This is a genomic window from Maribacter chungangensis (genome assembly GCF_042676845.1).
GTDB lineage: Bacteria > Bacteroidota > Bacteroidia > Flavobacteriales > Flavobacteriaceae > Maribacter > Maribacter chungangensis.
Genome location: NZ_JBHTHY010000011.1, coordinates 87,125 through 104,861 on the forward strand (window position 1 = coordinate 87,125; position 17,737 = coordinate 104,861).

Here is a 17,737-nt window from a genome sequence, read left to right on the forward strand (position 1 = left end):
TACATGTCAAAAAATACCTTTGTTTGTGTAGATGCCCATACCTGCGGTAATCCTGTACGGGTTATAAAGGAGGGCGGCCCAGAGCTTAACGGTGCCAACATGAGCCAGAAGCGCCAACATTTTTTAAAGGAATACGATTGGATCCGTAAGGGTTTGATGTTCGAACCTCGTGGGCACGACATGATGAGTGGAAGCATTTTTTATCCACCTGCAAGTCCCGAAAATGATTTTGGTATTCTTTTTATAGAAACCAGTGGTTGTTTGCCCATGTGTGGTCATGGAACTATCGGTGCTATTACGATCGGGATAGAAGAAGGTTTGATTATACCAAAAGTTCCGGGAGAAGTACGCATGGAAACACCGGCCGGATTGGTAAAAATAGCATACCAGCAAACAGGGGAGAAAGTAGATTGGGTAAGACTAACCAATGTAAAGTCTTACTTGGCCGCGACAGATTTAACGATAACATCGTCCGTTTTGGGAGAACTGGTTTTTGATGTGTCCTACGGTGGTAATTTTTACGCCATTGTAGATCCGCAACAAAATTTTTCTGGAGTTCAGGATTTTACGGCGAGTCAATTGATACAGTTCAGTCAGGAATTGCGGAATAAAATAAATGAAAAGCACCCAGGTAAGTTTGTACATCCAGAGGACCAAACTATTAAGGATGTGAGTCACATGCTGTGGACAGGGGACACTATTTCGCCAGATGCGACCGCCAGAAATGCCGTATTTTACGGAGATAAGGCCATAGACCGTTCGCCTTGTGGTACAGGAACATCCGCGAGAATGGCACAATGGCATGCCAAGGGAAAATTAAAAAAGGGAGATGCATTCGTCCATGAAAGCTTTATTGGCTCCAAATTCGTTGGTAGGGTAGAAGAAGAGACCCAGCTTTTGGGTAAACCAGCTATAATACCGAGTATACAGGGATGGGCAAAAATTTACGGACAGAATACGATAACAATTGATGAAGACGACCCTTATGCACACGGGTTTCAGGTGATATAACAATGGGAAAGAACATACTAATTATTGGTGGTGGTATCGTAGGGCTTTGCTCGGCGTATTACCTTCAGAAAGAAGGGCATCAGGTAACGGTCATAGATAAATCGGACATTACCTCCGGAGCTTCATTTGTAAATGCGGGTTATCTTACCCCAAGCCACATAATTCCGATGGCGTCGCCGGGAATGATTCTCAAAGGTTTAAAAATGATGTTCAATTCCGCCAGTCCGTTCTATATGAAACCCCGACTAGATCTGGATTTTATAAAGTGGTCATGGTATTTTCATAAGTCGTCAACAAAACAAAAAGTAGAAAAAGCCATTCCTGCAATAAAGGATATTAATATCATAAGTAGGGAACTTTTTATTGCCATTAAAGCTTCTGGTGATTTGGGGGACTTTCAGTTGGAACGGAAAGGTTTGTTAATGGTTTATAAGACAGATGCCTCGTATGAACATGAAATGGAGATAGCTAAAAAAGTAAGTTTTTTGGGGCTAGAGGTTAACGAATTGAACAAAGATCAATTGCAAAGACTAGAACCCAACATTAATATCGATGCAAAAGGAGCGGTGCATTACGAATGTGACGGACATACCACACCAACGGAGTTTATGCCCAAAATGTTGAACTACCTTAAAAGTGTAGGTGTTATCATAAAGACAAATGAAACCGTTTTGGATATGGAGGTAGCCAACGAAAGAATAACGAAGATTATTTCGGACAAAACTACGTACCAACCGGATAGCATTGTTATCGCTGCCGGTTCTTGGAGTGGGGAACTCTCCAAAAAACTAAATATAAAATTATCCTTACAGGCGGGTAAAGGGTATCGCATCAACGTAGAGCGCCCTACAGGAATTCGTATGCCCGCCATACTTATGGAGGCCAATATGGCCGTTACCCCAATGCAAGGTTTTACACGTTTTGCGGGTACTATGGAGTTTACAGGAATCAATGATGTTATCAGAAAGGAACGGGTACTGGCCATAGCAAACGGAGCCAAACGTTTTTATCCGGAATTGGAAATAAAACAAGAAGAAATCGACAATGCAAAAACGGGAATGCGACCCGTTTCCCCGGATGGGATGCCATATATTGGTAAATCCAAGAACTATGACAATCTTGTTTTTGCCACGGGGCACGCCATGATGGGCTGGAGCTTAGGCCCTGCCACTGGAAAACTGGTTGCAGAAATTGTCGATGAAAGGAAAACCTGCATGAATACAGACCTTTTTAGTCCGGATCGGAAGTTTGGTTGAATTAATTTGCCGAATTAAACTACCTAAAGCAACCACATCTGTTTTTTAAAAGTAAGAGGATAAAGGCTGTGAGAGCCTATTCTATTACTGATATTTAATCTACTGCTCTTTTTGTATAAGCACGATTTTTTTCATAACGCTTAGGTAGCCGGTGTAAGGTGTTTTTATTTGGGTATGTTTAAAAAGAAGAAAATTCTTACCTTATTTAAAATACTAATCTATACATTTTTACCGTTCATCTACAGCAATGGGTAATTCAGCTATACCCAATGCCCAAGGTTAATTATTAATAAAGACTTTTGTTCTTATTAAATTGAGCGCTATGGATATATTATTGATTGAGGATGACGCCATTGAGGTAATGAAGTTGGAAAGGACCTTGTCCAAAGTCGAGGCTAAATATGAAATTGTGAAAGCTTCTAATGGAGAAGACGCTTTAAAAATTCTAAGGTCCGGTGATAAGCTGCCCGATATTATCCTGTTGGATTTAAATATGCCTAGGATGAGCGGAATAGAGTTTTTAGAAATACTTAAAAATGATGCCATTTTACAGTACCTGCCTACAATCATTCTCACCACTTCTGAAAATAGAGCGGATTTATTAAAATGTTACCAATTGGGAATCGCCGGCTATGTTATAAAACCCTTAAAATATGGTGATTATGAATCCAGGATGAAAACAGTTCTAGAATATTGGAGTATAAACCAACTGGTCAAAGGCTAACAAAAAATGCAATTTCACAACATATTTTTGTATGTAGAGTAATACTTTTCCTACTTTAGTTTTTTAAAGATAAGTAGATGAAAGGCATTGTTTTTACCGAGTTCCTAGAAATGGTCGAATCCAAGTTTGGATTGCAGACCGTAGATACGATTATTGAATCCGCTGACCTACCTTCACAAGGAATCTATACCTCTGTAGGTACTTATGACTTTAACGAAATGGTTAGCTTAATAACAGAACTGGGCACAGTAACCAAAATTAGTTCAGGAGATCTTATCTATGCTTTTGGACTTTATTTGTTCGCTAGTCTAACCAATGCACATCCAGAAGTGATTCAATCCTATAATTCTCCATTGGCTTTACTATACGCCATAGAAGATCATATTCACATACATGTTAAAAAATTATATCCGGACGCGGAGCTACCGACCTTTAAGATTCTGGAAAAAACAGATACGTCGCTAACTATGATATACAGTTCCTCCAGAGGGCTGTATCGTTTGGCACATGGCTTAATGGAAAAGACATTCGAACACTTTAACGAAACCGCTTCGGTTTCCTATGAGTTATTAAAAGAGGACGGGACCGAGGTTCAATTTCATATAGTACAACATGGATAGTAACAAGATACTACTTCTAAAACGTGCACTTGATCGCCAAAAAAGCGCCAGACAGCAGGCCGAAAAAATTTTGGAGGCAAAATCCAAGGAGTTATATGACACCACACAACATTTAAAGCGTGCTAATGCTAAGTTGGAAAACTTATTAAATGAAAAGACATCGGAATTAGATGGTGTATTCATCAATATCATAGATCCTTATGTAGTTATGGACCTTCGGTTCAATGTAGTGAACATGAATAGTTCCGCCAAAGATTTTCTGGGCTATGACCACATGAAGGAAAGGGTAAACCTTTCCAAATTGGTTCATAAAGATTTTATGGAATACACGGTAGAATCCATGAAATCTTTATTGGAAGTCGGGGTGCTAAAGAATTACCGAGCTAAAATATATGTTAAGGACGGCACGGTTAAATGGGTTCAGCTCAACAGTAGTTTGGTGTATGACGGCGACAATCGACCTGTTGCCGCACAAGGTATCTTGAGAGATATTACCCAAGAGATGGAAATAAAACAACTACTATTGGAGCAACGGAGTCAATTGGATATTATAGTCCAAAATTCTCCCCTTGGTATTGTACTTATTGATGATGGAAAAATCATTAAGGCTAACGATACCATGACCCAGCTCTTGGGCTATGAACAGGCAGAACTAAAAACCATGACCGTAAAACACATCTCCAACCCAGAAGATGAGGCAGAGGGTGAGCGATTGGTCAAGGCAATGAAACAGGGTAAACTAGATAATTTTTCCATAGTCAATAAATACAGAAAAAAGAACGGTTCGGAGTTGTGGGCAAAAACAAGCGTCAGTGCCGTTAAGAACAAAAACGGAGATATTAATTATTTGGTGGCGCTCATAGAGGATATTACGGAACAACGTGCTGCAGAGAACCGGCTAAATGCAGAGCGGGAAAAGTACAGCAGTATCATTGCGAATATGAACCTTGGGTTAATCGAAGTTGACAACGATGATATCATTCAAATGACCAACCAGAGTTTTTGTTCCATGAGCGGGTTTAGGGAAGTAGAGCTTTTAGGTAACAGGGCATCCGATATACTTGATGTCAAAAATAAAAATGTGATCCCTTCAAAAACCCAAAAAAGGAAAGAGGGAAAATCCGACTCCTATGAAGTAGAGGTCTTGGATAAGTTAGGAGCTAGAAAGCACTGGTTGATCAGTGGTGCTCCACGTTACGACAACGATAAGAATGTCATAGGTTCCATAGGTATTCATCTGGATATTACAAATCAAAAAATTCTAGAATTCCAAAAAGAACGACTTCTAAAAGAGCTGGAAAACAGCAATAAAGGGCTACAGGAATATGCCCATATTGTATCCCATGATTTAAAGTCGCCCTTAAGAAGTATTAGTGCTTTGTCAACTTGGCTGTATGAAGACTATAAAGATGTACTGGACGATACGGGAAGACACAACCTGCATTTAATGCAAGAAAAAGTAGCTTCTATGGACAAGCTTATACACGGGATTTTGGAATATTCTACAGCGAATAACTCGGCCTTGGATAAAACAGAGGTAGATTTAAATACGGTGATTACCAAGGTTGGCGATACGATTTTTATACCAGATCATGTACAGCTTGCAGTGCCCAAACGATTACCTGTTATTTTGGCCGATGCTACAAAGATGCAACAGCTATTTCAGAATATAATAGGTAATGCCGTAATGCATATAGAGAAAGAACAGGGACTGGTAGAAGTCTTGTTTTCGGAATCGGACACCCATTGGTCTTTCACTATACGGGATAATGGGGTGGGAATACCTAAGGAATACCACGAGAAAATTTTTCAGATATTTCAATCTATAGGTAATAAAGAACGTTCCACTGGAATTGGCTTGTCCATCGTTAAGAAAATTATTGACCGGTATGGAGGAGAAATATGGGTAGATAGCGAATTGGGTACGGGCACGGCCTTTCATTTTACCTTAAATAAAGAAATTTGTTCCCTTAAGCCTATGAAAATTACACAAGCCATACAAGATATGGGAGAGGCTTTTGATGGTATGCCTGAACGTAAACATCCGGGAACCATATTCAACACCTAATGGGAAACTTATTGGAGCAGCAGATAAGGGAGCATATACCCAAAGCATTACAGGACAGCCCGGATATAAGGTCTTTTATAGATGTCGTGGCAAATACCTATGCCAATTATGATGAAAGACTATCCAAGATGCAGCAGGCCGGTGCCAAAGATTTGGAAGAACCGCAGCTCGATTATGATGAGTTGCTGCGAGAATCCGAGAGGCAAAAGCAGGTAGAGGTATCCTTAAAAAAGGCGGTAGATAGCCTAAACGTTAACCTTGGGGTAACGGATAAGTTAGAGGACAACCAAAGTCTAAACATCGGAACCGAGAAGTTGGCCAGACATGTTAACATGCTTGCATCACAAATGGTATCGGTTACAGAGGAAAAAAATGTATTGCTCAATGATTTAGAGGCTCAGAACGAGGCCTTGAACACCTATATCAAAATGGTGTCTCACGACCTAAAGTCGCCCATTAGAAATATCAATGCGCTAATGTCTTGGATACTAGAGGAAGAAAAAAGCAAGTTTTCGGAGGACAGTAGACGTCATTGTTCCTTGGTTTCCGATAACCTGTTGCGCATGGACAACCTAATAAACGGCATTTTGCAACATGCAACGGTAGGCAATCATATGGGCGCGCAATCCAAACTAGATGTTGCCCAACTCGTACTGGAAGTAGCCAATAACTGTGAAATACCTTCGAATATTGCCCTTAAGTTCGATGAGGAATTACCGGTAATCTCCATTCAAAAATACTGGATAGAGCAGGTATTTAGTAATTTGATAGCCAACGCCATAACTGCAACCCAACATAAGGAATCGGGGATAATAAGTATTGGTTATATAGCAGATGAGGCGTATTGGAAGTTTATTGTTAAGGATAATGGAAAGGGAATTCCTCAAAAACATCTGACCAGTATTTTTGATATGTTCACAAAACTGGAAAATGGTACCAATGCCGCTGGTGTTGGGCTTTCGTTAGTAAAAAAAATAACAAGTTTGTACAACGGTGACGTATGGTTGGAATCCGAGGTGGGTAAGGGAACCACCTTTTATGTCACATTTAAAAAAGAATAGCATGGATAAACCCAACATGGACTATATACTACAGTTAGCTGGTGGTGATAGCGAATTTGAACAGCAGTTCATAAACATTCTAAAGGAAGAGTTTCCTAAGGAAAAAGAACAGTATCTGACAGCCATGGAAACCGCCGATTATAAACAAGCCTCCGAACTGGTGCATAAACTAAAACACAAGTTCAATATCCTTGGGATGGAAACCGCCTACCAGTTATCGGTAAAATTTGAAGATGAACTTAAACAAAATACTATTGGTCTTAACTCTGAGTTTGTTAAAGTATTGGAACTAATGGAAGGGTATATCAAAAAAATCTGATTATGAACTGTATTATTGTAGATGACGAAAAAATGGCTCGGGCAATTGTATCCAAATTGTGTTCTACCGTGCCGGAATTAACCGTTTTAGAAGAGTTTGATAACGCTATCGAAGCTATAAAGTACATAAATAAAAATGCTGTAGATGTTGTCTTTTTGGATATTCACATGCCAGGTTTTAGCGGTGTAGATTTTGTACAGACCATTAGGGACACTACAAAAGTTGTTCTCATTACCTCGGATACCGATTTTGCCATTGCCTCTTACGAATATGATACAATTGTAGATTATTTGGTAAAGCCGATAACCGCGGATAGGTTTCAAAAGTCTATCCAAAAGGTAAAAGGAGCGTTGAAAAGCGAGCCAGCAAGTGCAGCACAAGAATTAGAAACGGATAACAGTAGCGAAGACCTATTCATTAATATAGATAGGCGATTGATTAAACTTGATTTAAGAGATATACGCTACATAGAAGCTAACGGAGATTATATAGATATTACCACCACGGCTAGAACATATCATGTGCATACAACCTTGAAAAAGATAAAGGAAAAGTTGCCTGAAAAATTATTTTTACAAATCCACCGTTCCTACATTATTAACTTTACGATGATCGTGGATATTGAGGACAATAGTGTCTTGATCGATAAAAAAGTAATTCCTATAAGTCGTTCTAGTAGACCGGAACTTATGCTTAGGCTCAATTTATTATAGTAAATTTTATTTCTTTTTAGGTTTTCTACGTAGCTTAAAAACCGTTAACCGATTCTAACAACCTCCCTCGTACATTTAAGTACTATTGTGGCGAACCATCTGTAAGGGTTTGAATACCATATACAAAACAGCCTATGTCATTTGGTTGAGTTTTAGAACATGGTTATACCAATTTAAGTTTTGAATGTCGTATTTAAAATTTGAATTATTTTTTTCTCAGTTTAGGAATGAAATCTAAGCATAGCATTAGCTATGGTTCTATTTTATGACGACAAATGAGTAAAAAAGAAACTTGTTTTATGCGACATCTAGAATTTAAATTGGTATTGAATTCAATTTTTCGCTCTTGCTCAATTCTTGGAGCGTATCTTTTTTTAGTAGTACTTAAATACGCATTGGTCAAAATCCCGTCCCATTAAACGGCGCAGGAATCCCAGTTATCTATAGATATTTGCTGCTCGTCTTCACATCACCTTTTTCATAAATTTTACACTGCATTTTTGTGGACTATTGACAGATAAACTTGCTCTGCCGAGTTAGGAAATTGCTTTAAAATGAAGTGTTTATTAGATGTTTTGAAATAAGTATAAGAAAAATACTACAATAAAGTAGGTAAAAAACGTTATGTATAGGTAAGAATTATATTTTTAAAATCTTAACCTAAAAAGAAGTAGTTATGGCAATTCAAATTAAAGAAGAGTACGGTATGTTGAAAATTCTAGGCGTTTTAAATTCGGAGACCGCCAGAATAACCACCAACCATGTAAATCAACTTTTGGAGAAAAAGGAACAAGTGATGTTGAGCCTGGAAGGCGTTTTAACTATGGATAAGATGGCCGCTAGAGCTATGGAAAAGTTATACTGTAATACGGTTCGGAACAATAAAATACTTTCCATTTTCGGAAATCAGAACAGTAACATATCGGACGTATTGAGAGAAACGAACACCCATTATATTCTTAGTTCGGACAGAGTGTAACGGAACTATGTTCCAAACCACCCGGATACCTTATCTTAATCTTACTCATTTTATAACCTATTAAACAGTAAATATGAAAATTTTAGTAGTAGACGACAAACATACTCTAAGCGAATTGCTTGCTCAGTTCCTGGGACAAAAACATCATGTAATCACCAAATCGAACGGGCTAGAGGCTTTGCAGTGGCTACAACAGGGCGATATTCCGGATCTGATTATTTCGGATTTGGAGATGCCGGAGCTTGATGGTTATGAGTTAATAACCAAGGTGCGATCCAGCGGATACTTCTCGGACATTCCCATTATCGTATTAAGTTGCCGTGATAGCAGCGCCGACAGAATAAAATGTTTAAAACTTGGTGCAAACGATTATATGGTAAAACCTTTTAATCCCGAAGAGCTATCTATTCGAATAGACAATATTCTGGAGAGCAATACGGCCACCTAGAAATGGAGAACTATGACCTACAGGCTGTACTACTGCAACTATAGGTCAACCTACTTTCAGTGCAAACGCGTCCATTAGTTTTATGACAATCTCAAAAGTAAGTTTATTCTTATTACTAAGTAAGATGTATTTTACAACAAGTTTAAAGGCATTCACAACAACAAATTCGACAAAAGTAGCTTAAAACCTACATTTACCTCATATTAAGACCACTTTTCTAATTTGTCAACCCATATTAAAATACATAGCGCCCATGTTAGAAGTTTGTAAGGATACCTTATTGGTTATTTATGTTGGTGAGGATTTTGAATTTATTAACGAGTTTGCAGTGCAGAATCCCAACAGCCGTTTAAAAATGTGCAGAAACTCGTTAGAGGCTGCTACGCTAATAGATAACAACAGTACAATTGGCGCAATTATTTGTGAATATAAACTCCCCGGTCAAAACGGGATTGCTTTTTTCAACACCTTGCACTCTCGTATTGCAGAACTTAAAATACCTTTTATACTGGTACATAGTACAAAAAACAGTGAATTACGTAAAGAGGCCTTAAAGTGTGGTATAGATGATTTCTATGCAAAACCTATAGGACTAACCGGGTTGTATGATCGTCTTACTTTTTTAAAGGAACTGAAAGGAAATCTGGAAAAAAACAATATAAAAATCGCAAAGCAAGCTGTAAAACCTTATAGGACTGGGTTTTTAAAGCGAGCATTTGACATTGTGGTCGCCAGTCTTGCCCTCTTGTGCGCCTCGCCGTTATTGTTAGTTTTCATCATTGCCATTAGGCTAGAATCCAAAGGTAAAGTCTATTATATTTCCAAAAGGGTGGGTACTGGTTACAAAATTTTCAATTTTTTAAAACTGCGCTCCATGTACCCCGATGCAGATCAGCGCATGAAGGAGTTTGAACATTTAAACCAATATGCTGGTACAGATGAGGTAGAAACCTCCACGACTAAAATAGCAGAAGAGACCGCTCCCGAATCTTCTACCGAGGTGTACTTAATAGGGGATGACGAAAAAATAAGTGAGACAGCCTTCAATAAGGCTAAAAAAGAAGATACGGAAAGTGCTTTCATCAAATTTGAGAACGACCCAAGAATTACCAAAGTAGGCCATATTATACGAAAACTAAGTATAGACGAGTTGCCACAACTTATCAATGTTTTAAGGGGCGATATGTCTATCGTAGGTAACCGCCCATTACCCTTATACGAGGCGGAATTGTTGACTACGGATGAGTGGACAACGCGTTTTAACGGCCCTGCCGGAATTACTGGGCTTTGGCAGGTAGAAGCTAGGGGCAGAAGTGCTAAAATGTCTACCCAAGAGCGCAAGGAACTGGATAATAAATACGTAGAAATGGCCAATAGTAAATATGCCTTTTGGCTGGATATGTGGATTATTATAAGAACGTTTAAAGCGGTTTTTCAGAAAGAGAATGTGTAGACTTATTAAAATAGTATTAATTCTGATGGTATCGCTACACTCCATTAGTATAGTTCAAGGACAAGAAATATCCTTTGAAAATAGTCAGGAACTTAATGCCCCTATTTCTAATTTTCCACCCTTGCAAACAGTCATAGATTCTGTAATTAAACGTAGCGCCATGGTAAATTTTAGAGCCAATAATATAGACGCTAAAGAGGCTGCTTTGGCATCTGAAAAGTTGCATTGGTCCAGAAATTTAGGGTTACAGTTAGATAGTCGCTACGGTAACCTTAACAACTTTACCAGTAATGAAGACGGCGAGGCGCTATCCCAGGTGTTGACGACCACAAAGCAGTTTAATTACAGTGCTGGATTTTTCCTAAAGTTTCCATTGTTTGACGGTCTGAACAGAAAACATCAAATCAAATTGGCACAATCTGAAGTGGAGGCGGCCAAAAGTATGGTAGAGTTCGAAAATGAGCAATTAAGAAAAATGGTAATCACCCTGTACCAAGAACTGTTATTAAAGCAAAAGTTATTACAGATACGATCAGAAAGCCTGGGCGATGGTAGGGTGAACATGCAGATGGTAGAGAAAGAATTTAGAAACGGTTTGGTGCCCATGTCGGAATACGTGCGAATAAACAGCATAACGACAAATATGGAGGCCGCCTATGAAACCGCCTTGTCCGAGTTTATTACTACTAAAAAGATGCTGGAGGATATGGCCGGTTTTGTATTTGATTTAAACGCCCCCAATTAAGCAAATGACGCTAATAGACTTTATAAGGTTAATACTAAAACACATCGTACTCTTGGTACTGGTGCCTTTACTTTTGGGTGTATTGGTCATTGTGTTGACCATGAATCCTTCTTACGAGTACTCTTCACAGACTATTTTATATACAGGTCTTGCTACGGGTTCATCTATTGAAATGGATAAGAAGTTTAGTACACAGGCAACCAATTCGGCCTTTGATAACCTTATCAATATTATTAAATCTAGGGAGACCCAAGAAGAGGTCGCGGTACGATTGTTGGCACTGCACTTGATGTTGCCCGAGGCAAACCCCAAATATATTTCAAAAGAATTGTATGATGAGCTCAAAGCGACAGTGCCGGAAGATATATATACCTACGTTGAGAAGGGAATCGATACTACATTGACCGAGTTGGATACCACCTTGGTAAATAATCCGCTACCGCCAGAAATAAACCGCCACAATTACGAAAAAACCGTACATAACCTATTAAAACTAATGCGCAGTAGTACAGATAATTTTATGTACGAGCTGTTCAGTTATGAGGAAAATAAACATTATTCCTTAAAGGCGCTATCCGATATTAAAGCGCAACGTATCAATAGTAGTGATTTAATAAAACTTACCTACACGGTTAATGATCCGGGTATATGTCAGCAAACCTTGGTCATTTACAATAGCGTATGCATAAAGAACTATAAAATCATCAAGGAAAACAGATCTGGCTCCGTTGTCAAGTATTTTGAGAACGAACTGGCAAAGGCAAAAAAGAGTTTAGATGCCGCAGAGGCCAAACTGTTGGCATTTAACAAAAGTTCCAATATCATTAACTATTATGAGCAAAGTAAAGCGGTTGCTGTCGTAAAAGAAGAACTTGAGGTAGATTATAAGATGAAAAAGGCAGAATTGGCCGGAATTCAAGCGGGGACAAAACGCTTGGAAGATAAGCTGAAATTGCAGGAAGTGATCCAGATGAAAAGTAACGCCCTGCTCGAAAAAAAGAAAGCCCTTGGTAGTCTTAAATACAGAATGGGTTTAAAACAGGCCGATATACAGTCCGGTGGCAATGAAACACAACTCAAAGCTTTGGATAGTCTAGAAAAACAGGCAGAGCAATTACAAGCGGATATCCAAAAGGGTGTAGATGAATTGTATACGTATCAAAACTCCATTGAGGGATTGCAGATTTCTAAGGTATTGCCCGATTGGATGGCCAGCGCCGTAGAGACCGAAAACCTAAAGGCAAAAATAAGGGTAATAGATGGTCAAAAAGACCAATTTCAAGAAACCTATGCAAAATATGCACCTGCAGGGGCCAATATGAAACGCTTGGAGCGTGAAATTTCGGTCTCGGAACAGGGTTACCTTGAGATTCTCCACGGATTGAACTTGGCAAAATTAAAATTACAGGATAGCGAACTGGCCTCGGATTTAAAAACGGTAGACCCTCCTTATTATCCGTTATCGCCCAATCCTACAAAAAGAGCCATTTTAATTATTGCCGCTGCTTTTTTAGGGGGAATCTTGACCTTGGCAATGATTTTTGTGATGGAGTATTTTGATGATACCCTTAGAAATTCCATAAAAGCAAGCCAAGAAACCGGGTTAGCGTCTTTCGGGATGATTCCTAAAATTATTTTAGACCCTAGGGGAATAGATTTAGCGTTTATCCAAAGGCGTTTAAGCGAGATTATTACTCAAAATATTCTTCAATATTTTGGTGTCCAGAATTCCAATAAAAAACCAAAAACCATCATCGTATTCAGCACCCAAAAGTTAGAGGGAAAAACCGTGGTGTCCGGTAATATTGCAAGAACTCTAAAACAGGATGGTAAGAAGGTACTATTGTTGAACTATGATAATGCGATAAGCGAGGATGAAACACAGGTAAAACCTAAGAAAAAACAAAAAGCGTCTATTCTTAGTAAGATGTTAGGGTATCCTGATGTACGAATAGATTTAAACAGTCCCTTTTTGGCCAATGCAACGGCGTATTTAGAGCCAGATGAACACATGAACTATGTATTGGACCATAATTTTTACAATGCAAAAAGCTATACCGATATTTTGGGGGAAAGGGAATCTATGTTAAAAACCACCCCAGATGTGGTTATCATAGAAGTACCGGCCATTATTTATAACAACTATCCGGTAGAATTGATTACCAATGCCGATTTGGACATTCTAGTACTACGTTCCAATAGAATTTGGTCCGATGCCGATGAGATTGCCATAGCCAACTTAAAGGAGACCTGTGTTTCAAAGCTGCGCATTATCGTGAACGGGGTAAATATTAACGAGACGGAATCCTTATTGGGGGATCTGCCCAAAACACGAAATAAGTTCAGGAAAAAAATAAAGTCGATTTTTAAGTTTCAGTTTCTTTCAAAAAATCAAATCTAAAAAGGACCACTCATGAAAGTATTCAAAAAATTGGTTCGCGAAGATAATTTCCTATCCCTATCGGGTAACCTAGTGATTGCAGTTTTGGGTATTGCCGGTTTTGCGCTTTTGGCAAGAAGTTGGTCGATCGGTATTTTTGGGGAATGGGTCTTGTTTATAACCGGTGGTTCGTTCGTAGAAATGTTCCGTTTTGGAATTACCAATACGGGACTTATTCGTTTTTTATCTGGTGCAGATGAAAATGAACGTATAAAGTTAATAGGCTCCAATGCTTTGATAGGATTGGGTGCGACCCTGCTTATTGCGCTAATACTAGTGAGTTGCTACACCGTGTTCAACGACACTATCAGTTCCTCTGGATATCATCTTTTTTTTAAGTGGTATCCTGTTTTGGCTGTTTTAAACCTGCCTTGGAACAACGCCTTGGTCGTATTACAGGCGGGCAGGGAATACGGGAAAATGTTGGTCATTAAAGCCCTTAAAAGTGGATTGTTTTTCATTATCATTTTAGTGCACTTCTTTTTTATGGAAATGACTCTGAACCAGGTGGTAATAGGTTTGTTGGTCGTGAATGCAATGACCTCTTTGTTAAGCATGGTCCTTGGTTGGGACGGCACCAAATACATCACAAATGCAAGTGTGGCAACCAACAAAACCTTACTGAATTTTGGAAAATACACCACCTTTACCCTCATTGGGAGTAACCTCTTGCGAAGTGCCGACACGTTGATAATCAGCTTAAGCCATATGGGCAGTGCGGCGGTAGCCTTATACAGCATTCCCCTAAAATTGACTGAACTACAACAAATTCCCTTAAGGAGCTTTGTTGCAACGGCATTCCCTAAAATGTCCAAAGCAAGCGTACAAGGTAACGTAAAAGAGGTGCGTAATTTGTTCTATACCTATTCTGGGGCACTTACTTATTTATTCGTAGGGATGAGCCTTTTCACCTTTGTGTTTGCTGAGTATTTGGTGCTTTTCTTATCCGGGGAGCAGTACCTGATAGTAAATCCTGAAACAGGTTTTAATGTAGTGGATATCGTACGTGTCTTTTCCGTTTACGGCCTACTGTTACCTATTGATAGGATGACGGGCGTAGGCTTGGATAGCATCAATAAACCCAATATAAATGCCATCAAGGTATTTGTGATGGTAGCCGCTAATATTATCGGTGATTTTGTAGCAATTTTTGTTTTTAAATCGCTCTTATTGGTGGCTGTAGCATCCATCGTATTTACCCTCATAGGTATTTGGATGGGGATGTATTTTTTAAACAAAGAGTTGAACTTATCCTACAAAAGCATTTTTAGCAACGGCATCGGCTTTTATAAAGGGCTTTTGAACAAGGTAACCGGTAGGCGACAACTCGTATCAAATAATCAAGTGAATTGAGCTCGGAAAGCAACCATATCAACCCTTTTGATAAAATGTCCGGTTCGGCCAATTTAGCCAAGCCGAAGTCGATTCTTGCAGTAATGGCTGGGGTAGCTTTTGTGGGACTCGTTCTTGCCAAAATGGAAGTTGCGGGCGCAGGTCTGCTGATGGCGCTGTTGTTCGTAAGCATTTTCGTTTACAAGGTTTTTCAAAATCCAGTACTGGGTTTCTATGCTACCATTGGCGTCAACTTTTTAGTGTTGGGTATTGGGCGCTATGTGCAAGGTTTACCACTGGGTTTTGCCATAGACGGCCTTATGCTTTTAACCTTTTTGGCCTTGATTTTTAAACGGTTTAGAGAACGGGTAGATTGGGCTCCGGCCAAACAGGATATTACGGTTTTAGCCACTATTTGGTTAGGATATTTCATTTTTCAGATTGCAAATCCGGAGGCCAGGATGATCGAACCTTGGATTGCCGGAAGGGGAATAGGTTTTTACTTCTTCTTCTTTATTATCATCACCTTTATGCTCATTAATACCAACAAAAGGTTGGATACCTTTCTTTATGTCTGGGGCGTTTTTTCCATTTTAGGAACTCTTAAGGGTATTGGTCAAATGGTGTTTGGTGTCGATTTTGCCGAGCAGGCTTGGTTGGACAGGGGTGGTCACGTGACGCATATTCTTTTTGGTAAACTACGGGTATTCTCATTTTTCAGTGATGCGGGTCAGTTTGGTGGTAACCAAGGCTATGCGGGTGTGGTTTTTCTTATTTATGCCGCGGCGAAAAAAGGATGGCCAAAGGTGTTTTTTATCACCGTAGGAATACTTGGGATATATGGAATGCTCATATCTGGGACAAGGGGTTCCATTGCCGTTCCCTTTGCAGGTTTTATGACCTTTTTTGTTTTAAAGAAAAACGTAAAAGTACTGAGTATGGGCGTCCTCTTCTTGGCCGTTGTTTTCGTCTTTTTTAAATACACGACCATAGCGAACAACAACGCCCAGATAAGGCGAATGCGCACCGCTTTTGACCCCAATGATGCATCCTTACAGGTACGGTTGGCCAATCAGCAAATACTAAAAGGGTATATGGCCTCCAGACCGTTTGGAGGTGGTATTGGCCATGCAGGGGATAAGGCACAACGGTTTTTGCCAAATGCATTTCTTTCCCATGTAGCTACGGATAGTTGGTATGTCATGATTTGGGCGGAGATGGGAATTATTGGCCTAACATTACACCTAATGATTCTGTTCTATGTCATAGGAATGGCCTCTTTTAAAGTGATGTTCAGGGTACGGGATCCCGTAACCAAAATAAAGATCAGTGCACTCATTTGTGGTATGGCCGGCATTATGGTGGCTTCTTATGGTAACGCCGTTTTTGGTGGTATGCCTACCTCATTGTTGATTTATTCTTCCATGGCTTTGATGTCCAATCCCAAAGTTTTTGAACGGAAACCGGAGGAGTATGAGCACGAATTATCGGCGGCTTAGTACATGAAATAGGTAACGACCTGATAAACAAATGTCATGTCAGCTAATCGAATTATAAAATAGGAAGGCCTTGCACAGTTTTTGGGAAGTATTCCAGCTTATGGATACCTAGAAAAGGAAAAAGTCAGGGTCGATAAATAAAATAGTATGAAAACAAATGCTGAACACCCCATGGTATCCATCGTTAGTGTAAACTACGATCAGCCAGAGGTTACCTGCGAAATGCTGGAAACCTTACGGAACGTAACCTATCCTAATTTTGAGACCTTGATCGTGGACAACGCCTCGCCATCTACTTCGCCCTATTCAATTAAAGAACGGTATCCAGAAGTGGAACTCATTATTAGCGAGAAGAATTTAGGTTTTGCAGGGGGTAATAATATTGCCTTAAAACAGGCTAAAGGAGATTATATTCTGTTGCTGAATAATGACACCGAGGTACAGCCCGACTTTCTAGATAGCCTAGTAGATTTAATGGAGTCGGACGATACCATAGGTATTGTGAGCTCTAAAATTCTCTATTTCTATGAAGACAATACCATACAATATGCCGGTGCGTCTCCTATAAATCCCATTACCTCAAGAGGCTTTCATTATGGTTATAAGGAAACGGATAAAGGACAATTTAACGAGGTTACGGAAACTTTTTATCCCCATGGCGCTTGTATGATGATACGGAGAAGTGTTTTGGAAGAGCTTGGATTATTGTACGAGGGTTATTTTCTCTATTATGAGGAACTGGATTTTGCGGAACGCGTAAAAAGGGCAGGCTATAAAATTTATTTTCAACCCAATTCCTCCATCCTGCACAAGGAGTCTATATCAACAGGAAAGAACAGTCCCTTAAAAACCTATTACATGAATAGAAATAGGGTGCTTTTTCTAAGACGAAATAGCAAAGGGCTCACTTTTTTTCTTGCTATGCTCTATTTCTTTTCGGTCTCACTTCCAAAAAATACGATTAAATATCTTTTTGATAAGGCTCACTTATCCGCTTTATACAGGGGAGTAGTTTGGAACATCAGGAATTTCGATATCAATAAAAATCAGCAATTGGCATAATCACAAG

The 17,737-nt window shown here is 39.3% G+C and carries 16 protein-coding genes; all 16 read left to right on the forward strand.

The window, feature by feature from the left end; genetic code table 11:
• Nucleotides 1–3 precede the first annotated feature (3 nt).
• The 16 genes from ACFQZJ_RS12610 to ACFQZJ_RS12685 all read left to right on the forward strand — a co-directional run bounded on the left by ACFQZJ_RS12610 (nucleotide 4) and on the right by ACFQZJ_RS12685 (nucleotide 17,730).
• On the forward strand, nucleotides 4–1,011 hold the full coding sequence (locus ACFQZJ_RS12610) for a 4-hydroxyproline epimerase (protein WP_379934999.1): 1,008 nt from the start codon (nucleotides 4–6) through the stop codon (nucleotides 1,009–1,011).
• 2 nt (nucleotides 1,012–1,013) lie between these two features.
• Nucleotides 1,014–2,267, forward strand: a complete 1,254-nt coding sequence (locus ACFQZJ_RS12615; RefSeq protein WP_379935001.1) for an NAD(P)/FAD-dependent oxidoreductase — start codon at nucleotides 1,014–1,016, stop codon at nucleotides 2,265–2,267.
• A 322-nt stretch (nucleotides 2,268–2,589) separates the two neighbouring features.
• Nucleotides 2,590–2,991, forward strand: coding sequence for a response regulator (locus tag ACFQZJ_RS12620; protein WP_379935003.1), 402 nt, complete (start codon nucleotides 2,590–2,592; stop codon nucleotides 2,989–2,991).
• 77 nt (nucleotides 2,992–3,068) lie between these two features.
• Nucleotides 3,069–3,611, forward strand: a complete 543-nt coding sequence (locus ACFQZJ_RS12625) for a heme NO-binding domain-containing protein (RefSeq protein ID WP_379935004.1) — start codon at nucleotides 3,069–3,071, stop codon at nucleotides 3,609–3,611.
• Nucleotides 3,604–5,679, forward strand: a complete 2,076-nt coding sequence (locus ACFQZJ_RS12630; RefSeq protein WP_379935006.1) for a PAS domain-containing sensor histidine kinase — start codon at nucleotides 3,604–3,606, stop codon at nucleotides 5,677–5,679. Before ACFQZJ_RS12625 ends, ACFQZJ_RS12630 begins: the two co-directional genes overlap by 8 nt.
• Nucleotides 5,679–6,740, forward strand: a complete 1,062-nt coding sequence (locus tag ACFQZJ_RS12635) for a sensor histidine kinase (protein ID WP_379935008.1) — start codon at nucleotides 5,679–5,681, stop codon at nucleotides 6,738–6,740. Before ACFQZJ_RS12630 ends, ACFQZJ_RS12635 begins: the two co-directional genes overlap by 1 nt.
• A 1-nt stretch (nucleotide 6,741) precedes the next feature.
• Complete coding sequence (locus tag ACFQZJ_RS12640) at nucleotides 6,742–7,059, forward strand: Hpt domain-containing protein (protein WP_379935010.1); 318 nt, start codon at nucleotides 6,742–6,744, stop codon at nucleotides 7,057–7,059.
• A 2-nt stretch (nucleotides 7,060–7,061) separates the two neighbouring features.
• Nucleotides 7,062–7,772 carry a LytR/AlgR family response regulator transcription factor gene (locus ACFQZJ_RS12645; protein WP_379935011.1) on the forward strand — a complete coding sequence of 237 codons (711 nt, stop codon included), beginning with the start codon at nucleotides 7,062–7,064 and terminating at the stop codon, nucleotides 7,770–7,772.
• Nucleotides 7,773–8,448: 676 nt separating this feature from the next.
• Entirely contained in the window at nucleotides 8,449–8,751 is a 303-nt protein-coding gene (locus ACFQZJ_RS12650) for a hypothetical protein (RefSeq protein WP_379935012.1), read from the forward strand.
• 73 nt (nucleotides 8,752–8,824) lie between these two features.
• Entirely contained in the window at nucleotides 8,825–9,199 is a 375-nt protein-coding gene (locus tag ACFQZJ_RS12655) for a response regulator (protein ID WP_379935014.1), read from the forward strand.
• A gap of 253 nt (nucleotides 9,200–9,452) precedes the next feature.
• Nucleotides 9,453–10,652: a sugar transferase gene (locus ACFQZJ_RS12660; protein WP_379935016.1), complete on the forward strand. Its 1,200-nt coding sequence runs from the start codon at nucleotides 9,453–9,455 to the stop codon at nucleotides 10,650–10,652.
• A 25-nt stretch (nucleotides 10,653–10,677) separates the two neighbouring features.
• Nucleotides 10,678–11,397 carry a TolC family protein gene (locus ACFQZJ_RS12665; RefSeq protein ID WP_379935017.1) on the forward strand — a complete coding sequence of 240 codons (720 nt, stop codon included), beginning with the start codon at nucleotides 10,678–10,680 and terminating at the stop codon, nucleotides 11,395–11,397.
• A 4-nt stretch (nucleotides 11,398–11,401) separates the two neighbouring features.
• On the forward strand, nucleotides 11,402–13,798 hold the full coding sequence (locus ACFQZJ_RS12670) for an exopolysaccharide transport family protein (protein ID WP_379935018.1): 2,397 nt from the start codon (nucleotides 11,402–11,404) through the stop codon (nucleotides 13,796–13,798).
• Nucleotides 13,799–13,810: 12 nt separating this feature from the next.
• Nucleotides 13,811–15,190, forward strand: coding sequence for a lipopolysaccharide biosynthesis protein (locus ACFQZJ_RS12675; protein WP_379935019.1), 1,380 nt, complete (start codon nucleotides 13,811–13,813; stop codon nucleotides 15,188–15,190).
• Nucleotides 15,187–16,668, forward strand: a complete 1,482-nt coding sequence (locus ACFQZJ_RS12680; RefSeq protein ID WP_379935021.1) for an O-antigen ligase family protein — start codon at nucleotides 15,187–15,189, stop codon at nucleotides 16,666–16,668. The genes ACFQZJ_RS12675 and ACFQZJ_RS12680 overlap by 4 nt, the downstream gene beginning before the upstream one ends.
• Before the next feature lie 147 nt (nucleotides 16,669–16,815).
• Nucleotides 16,816–17,730 carry a glycosyltransferase family 2 protein gene (locus tag ACFQZJ_RS12685; protein WP_379935023.1) on the forward strand — a complete coding sequence of 305 codons (915 nt, stop codon included), beginning with the start codon at nucleotides 16,816–16,818 and terminating at the stop codon, nucleotides 17,728–17,730.
• Nucleotides 17,731–17,737 lie beyond the last annotated feature (7 nt).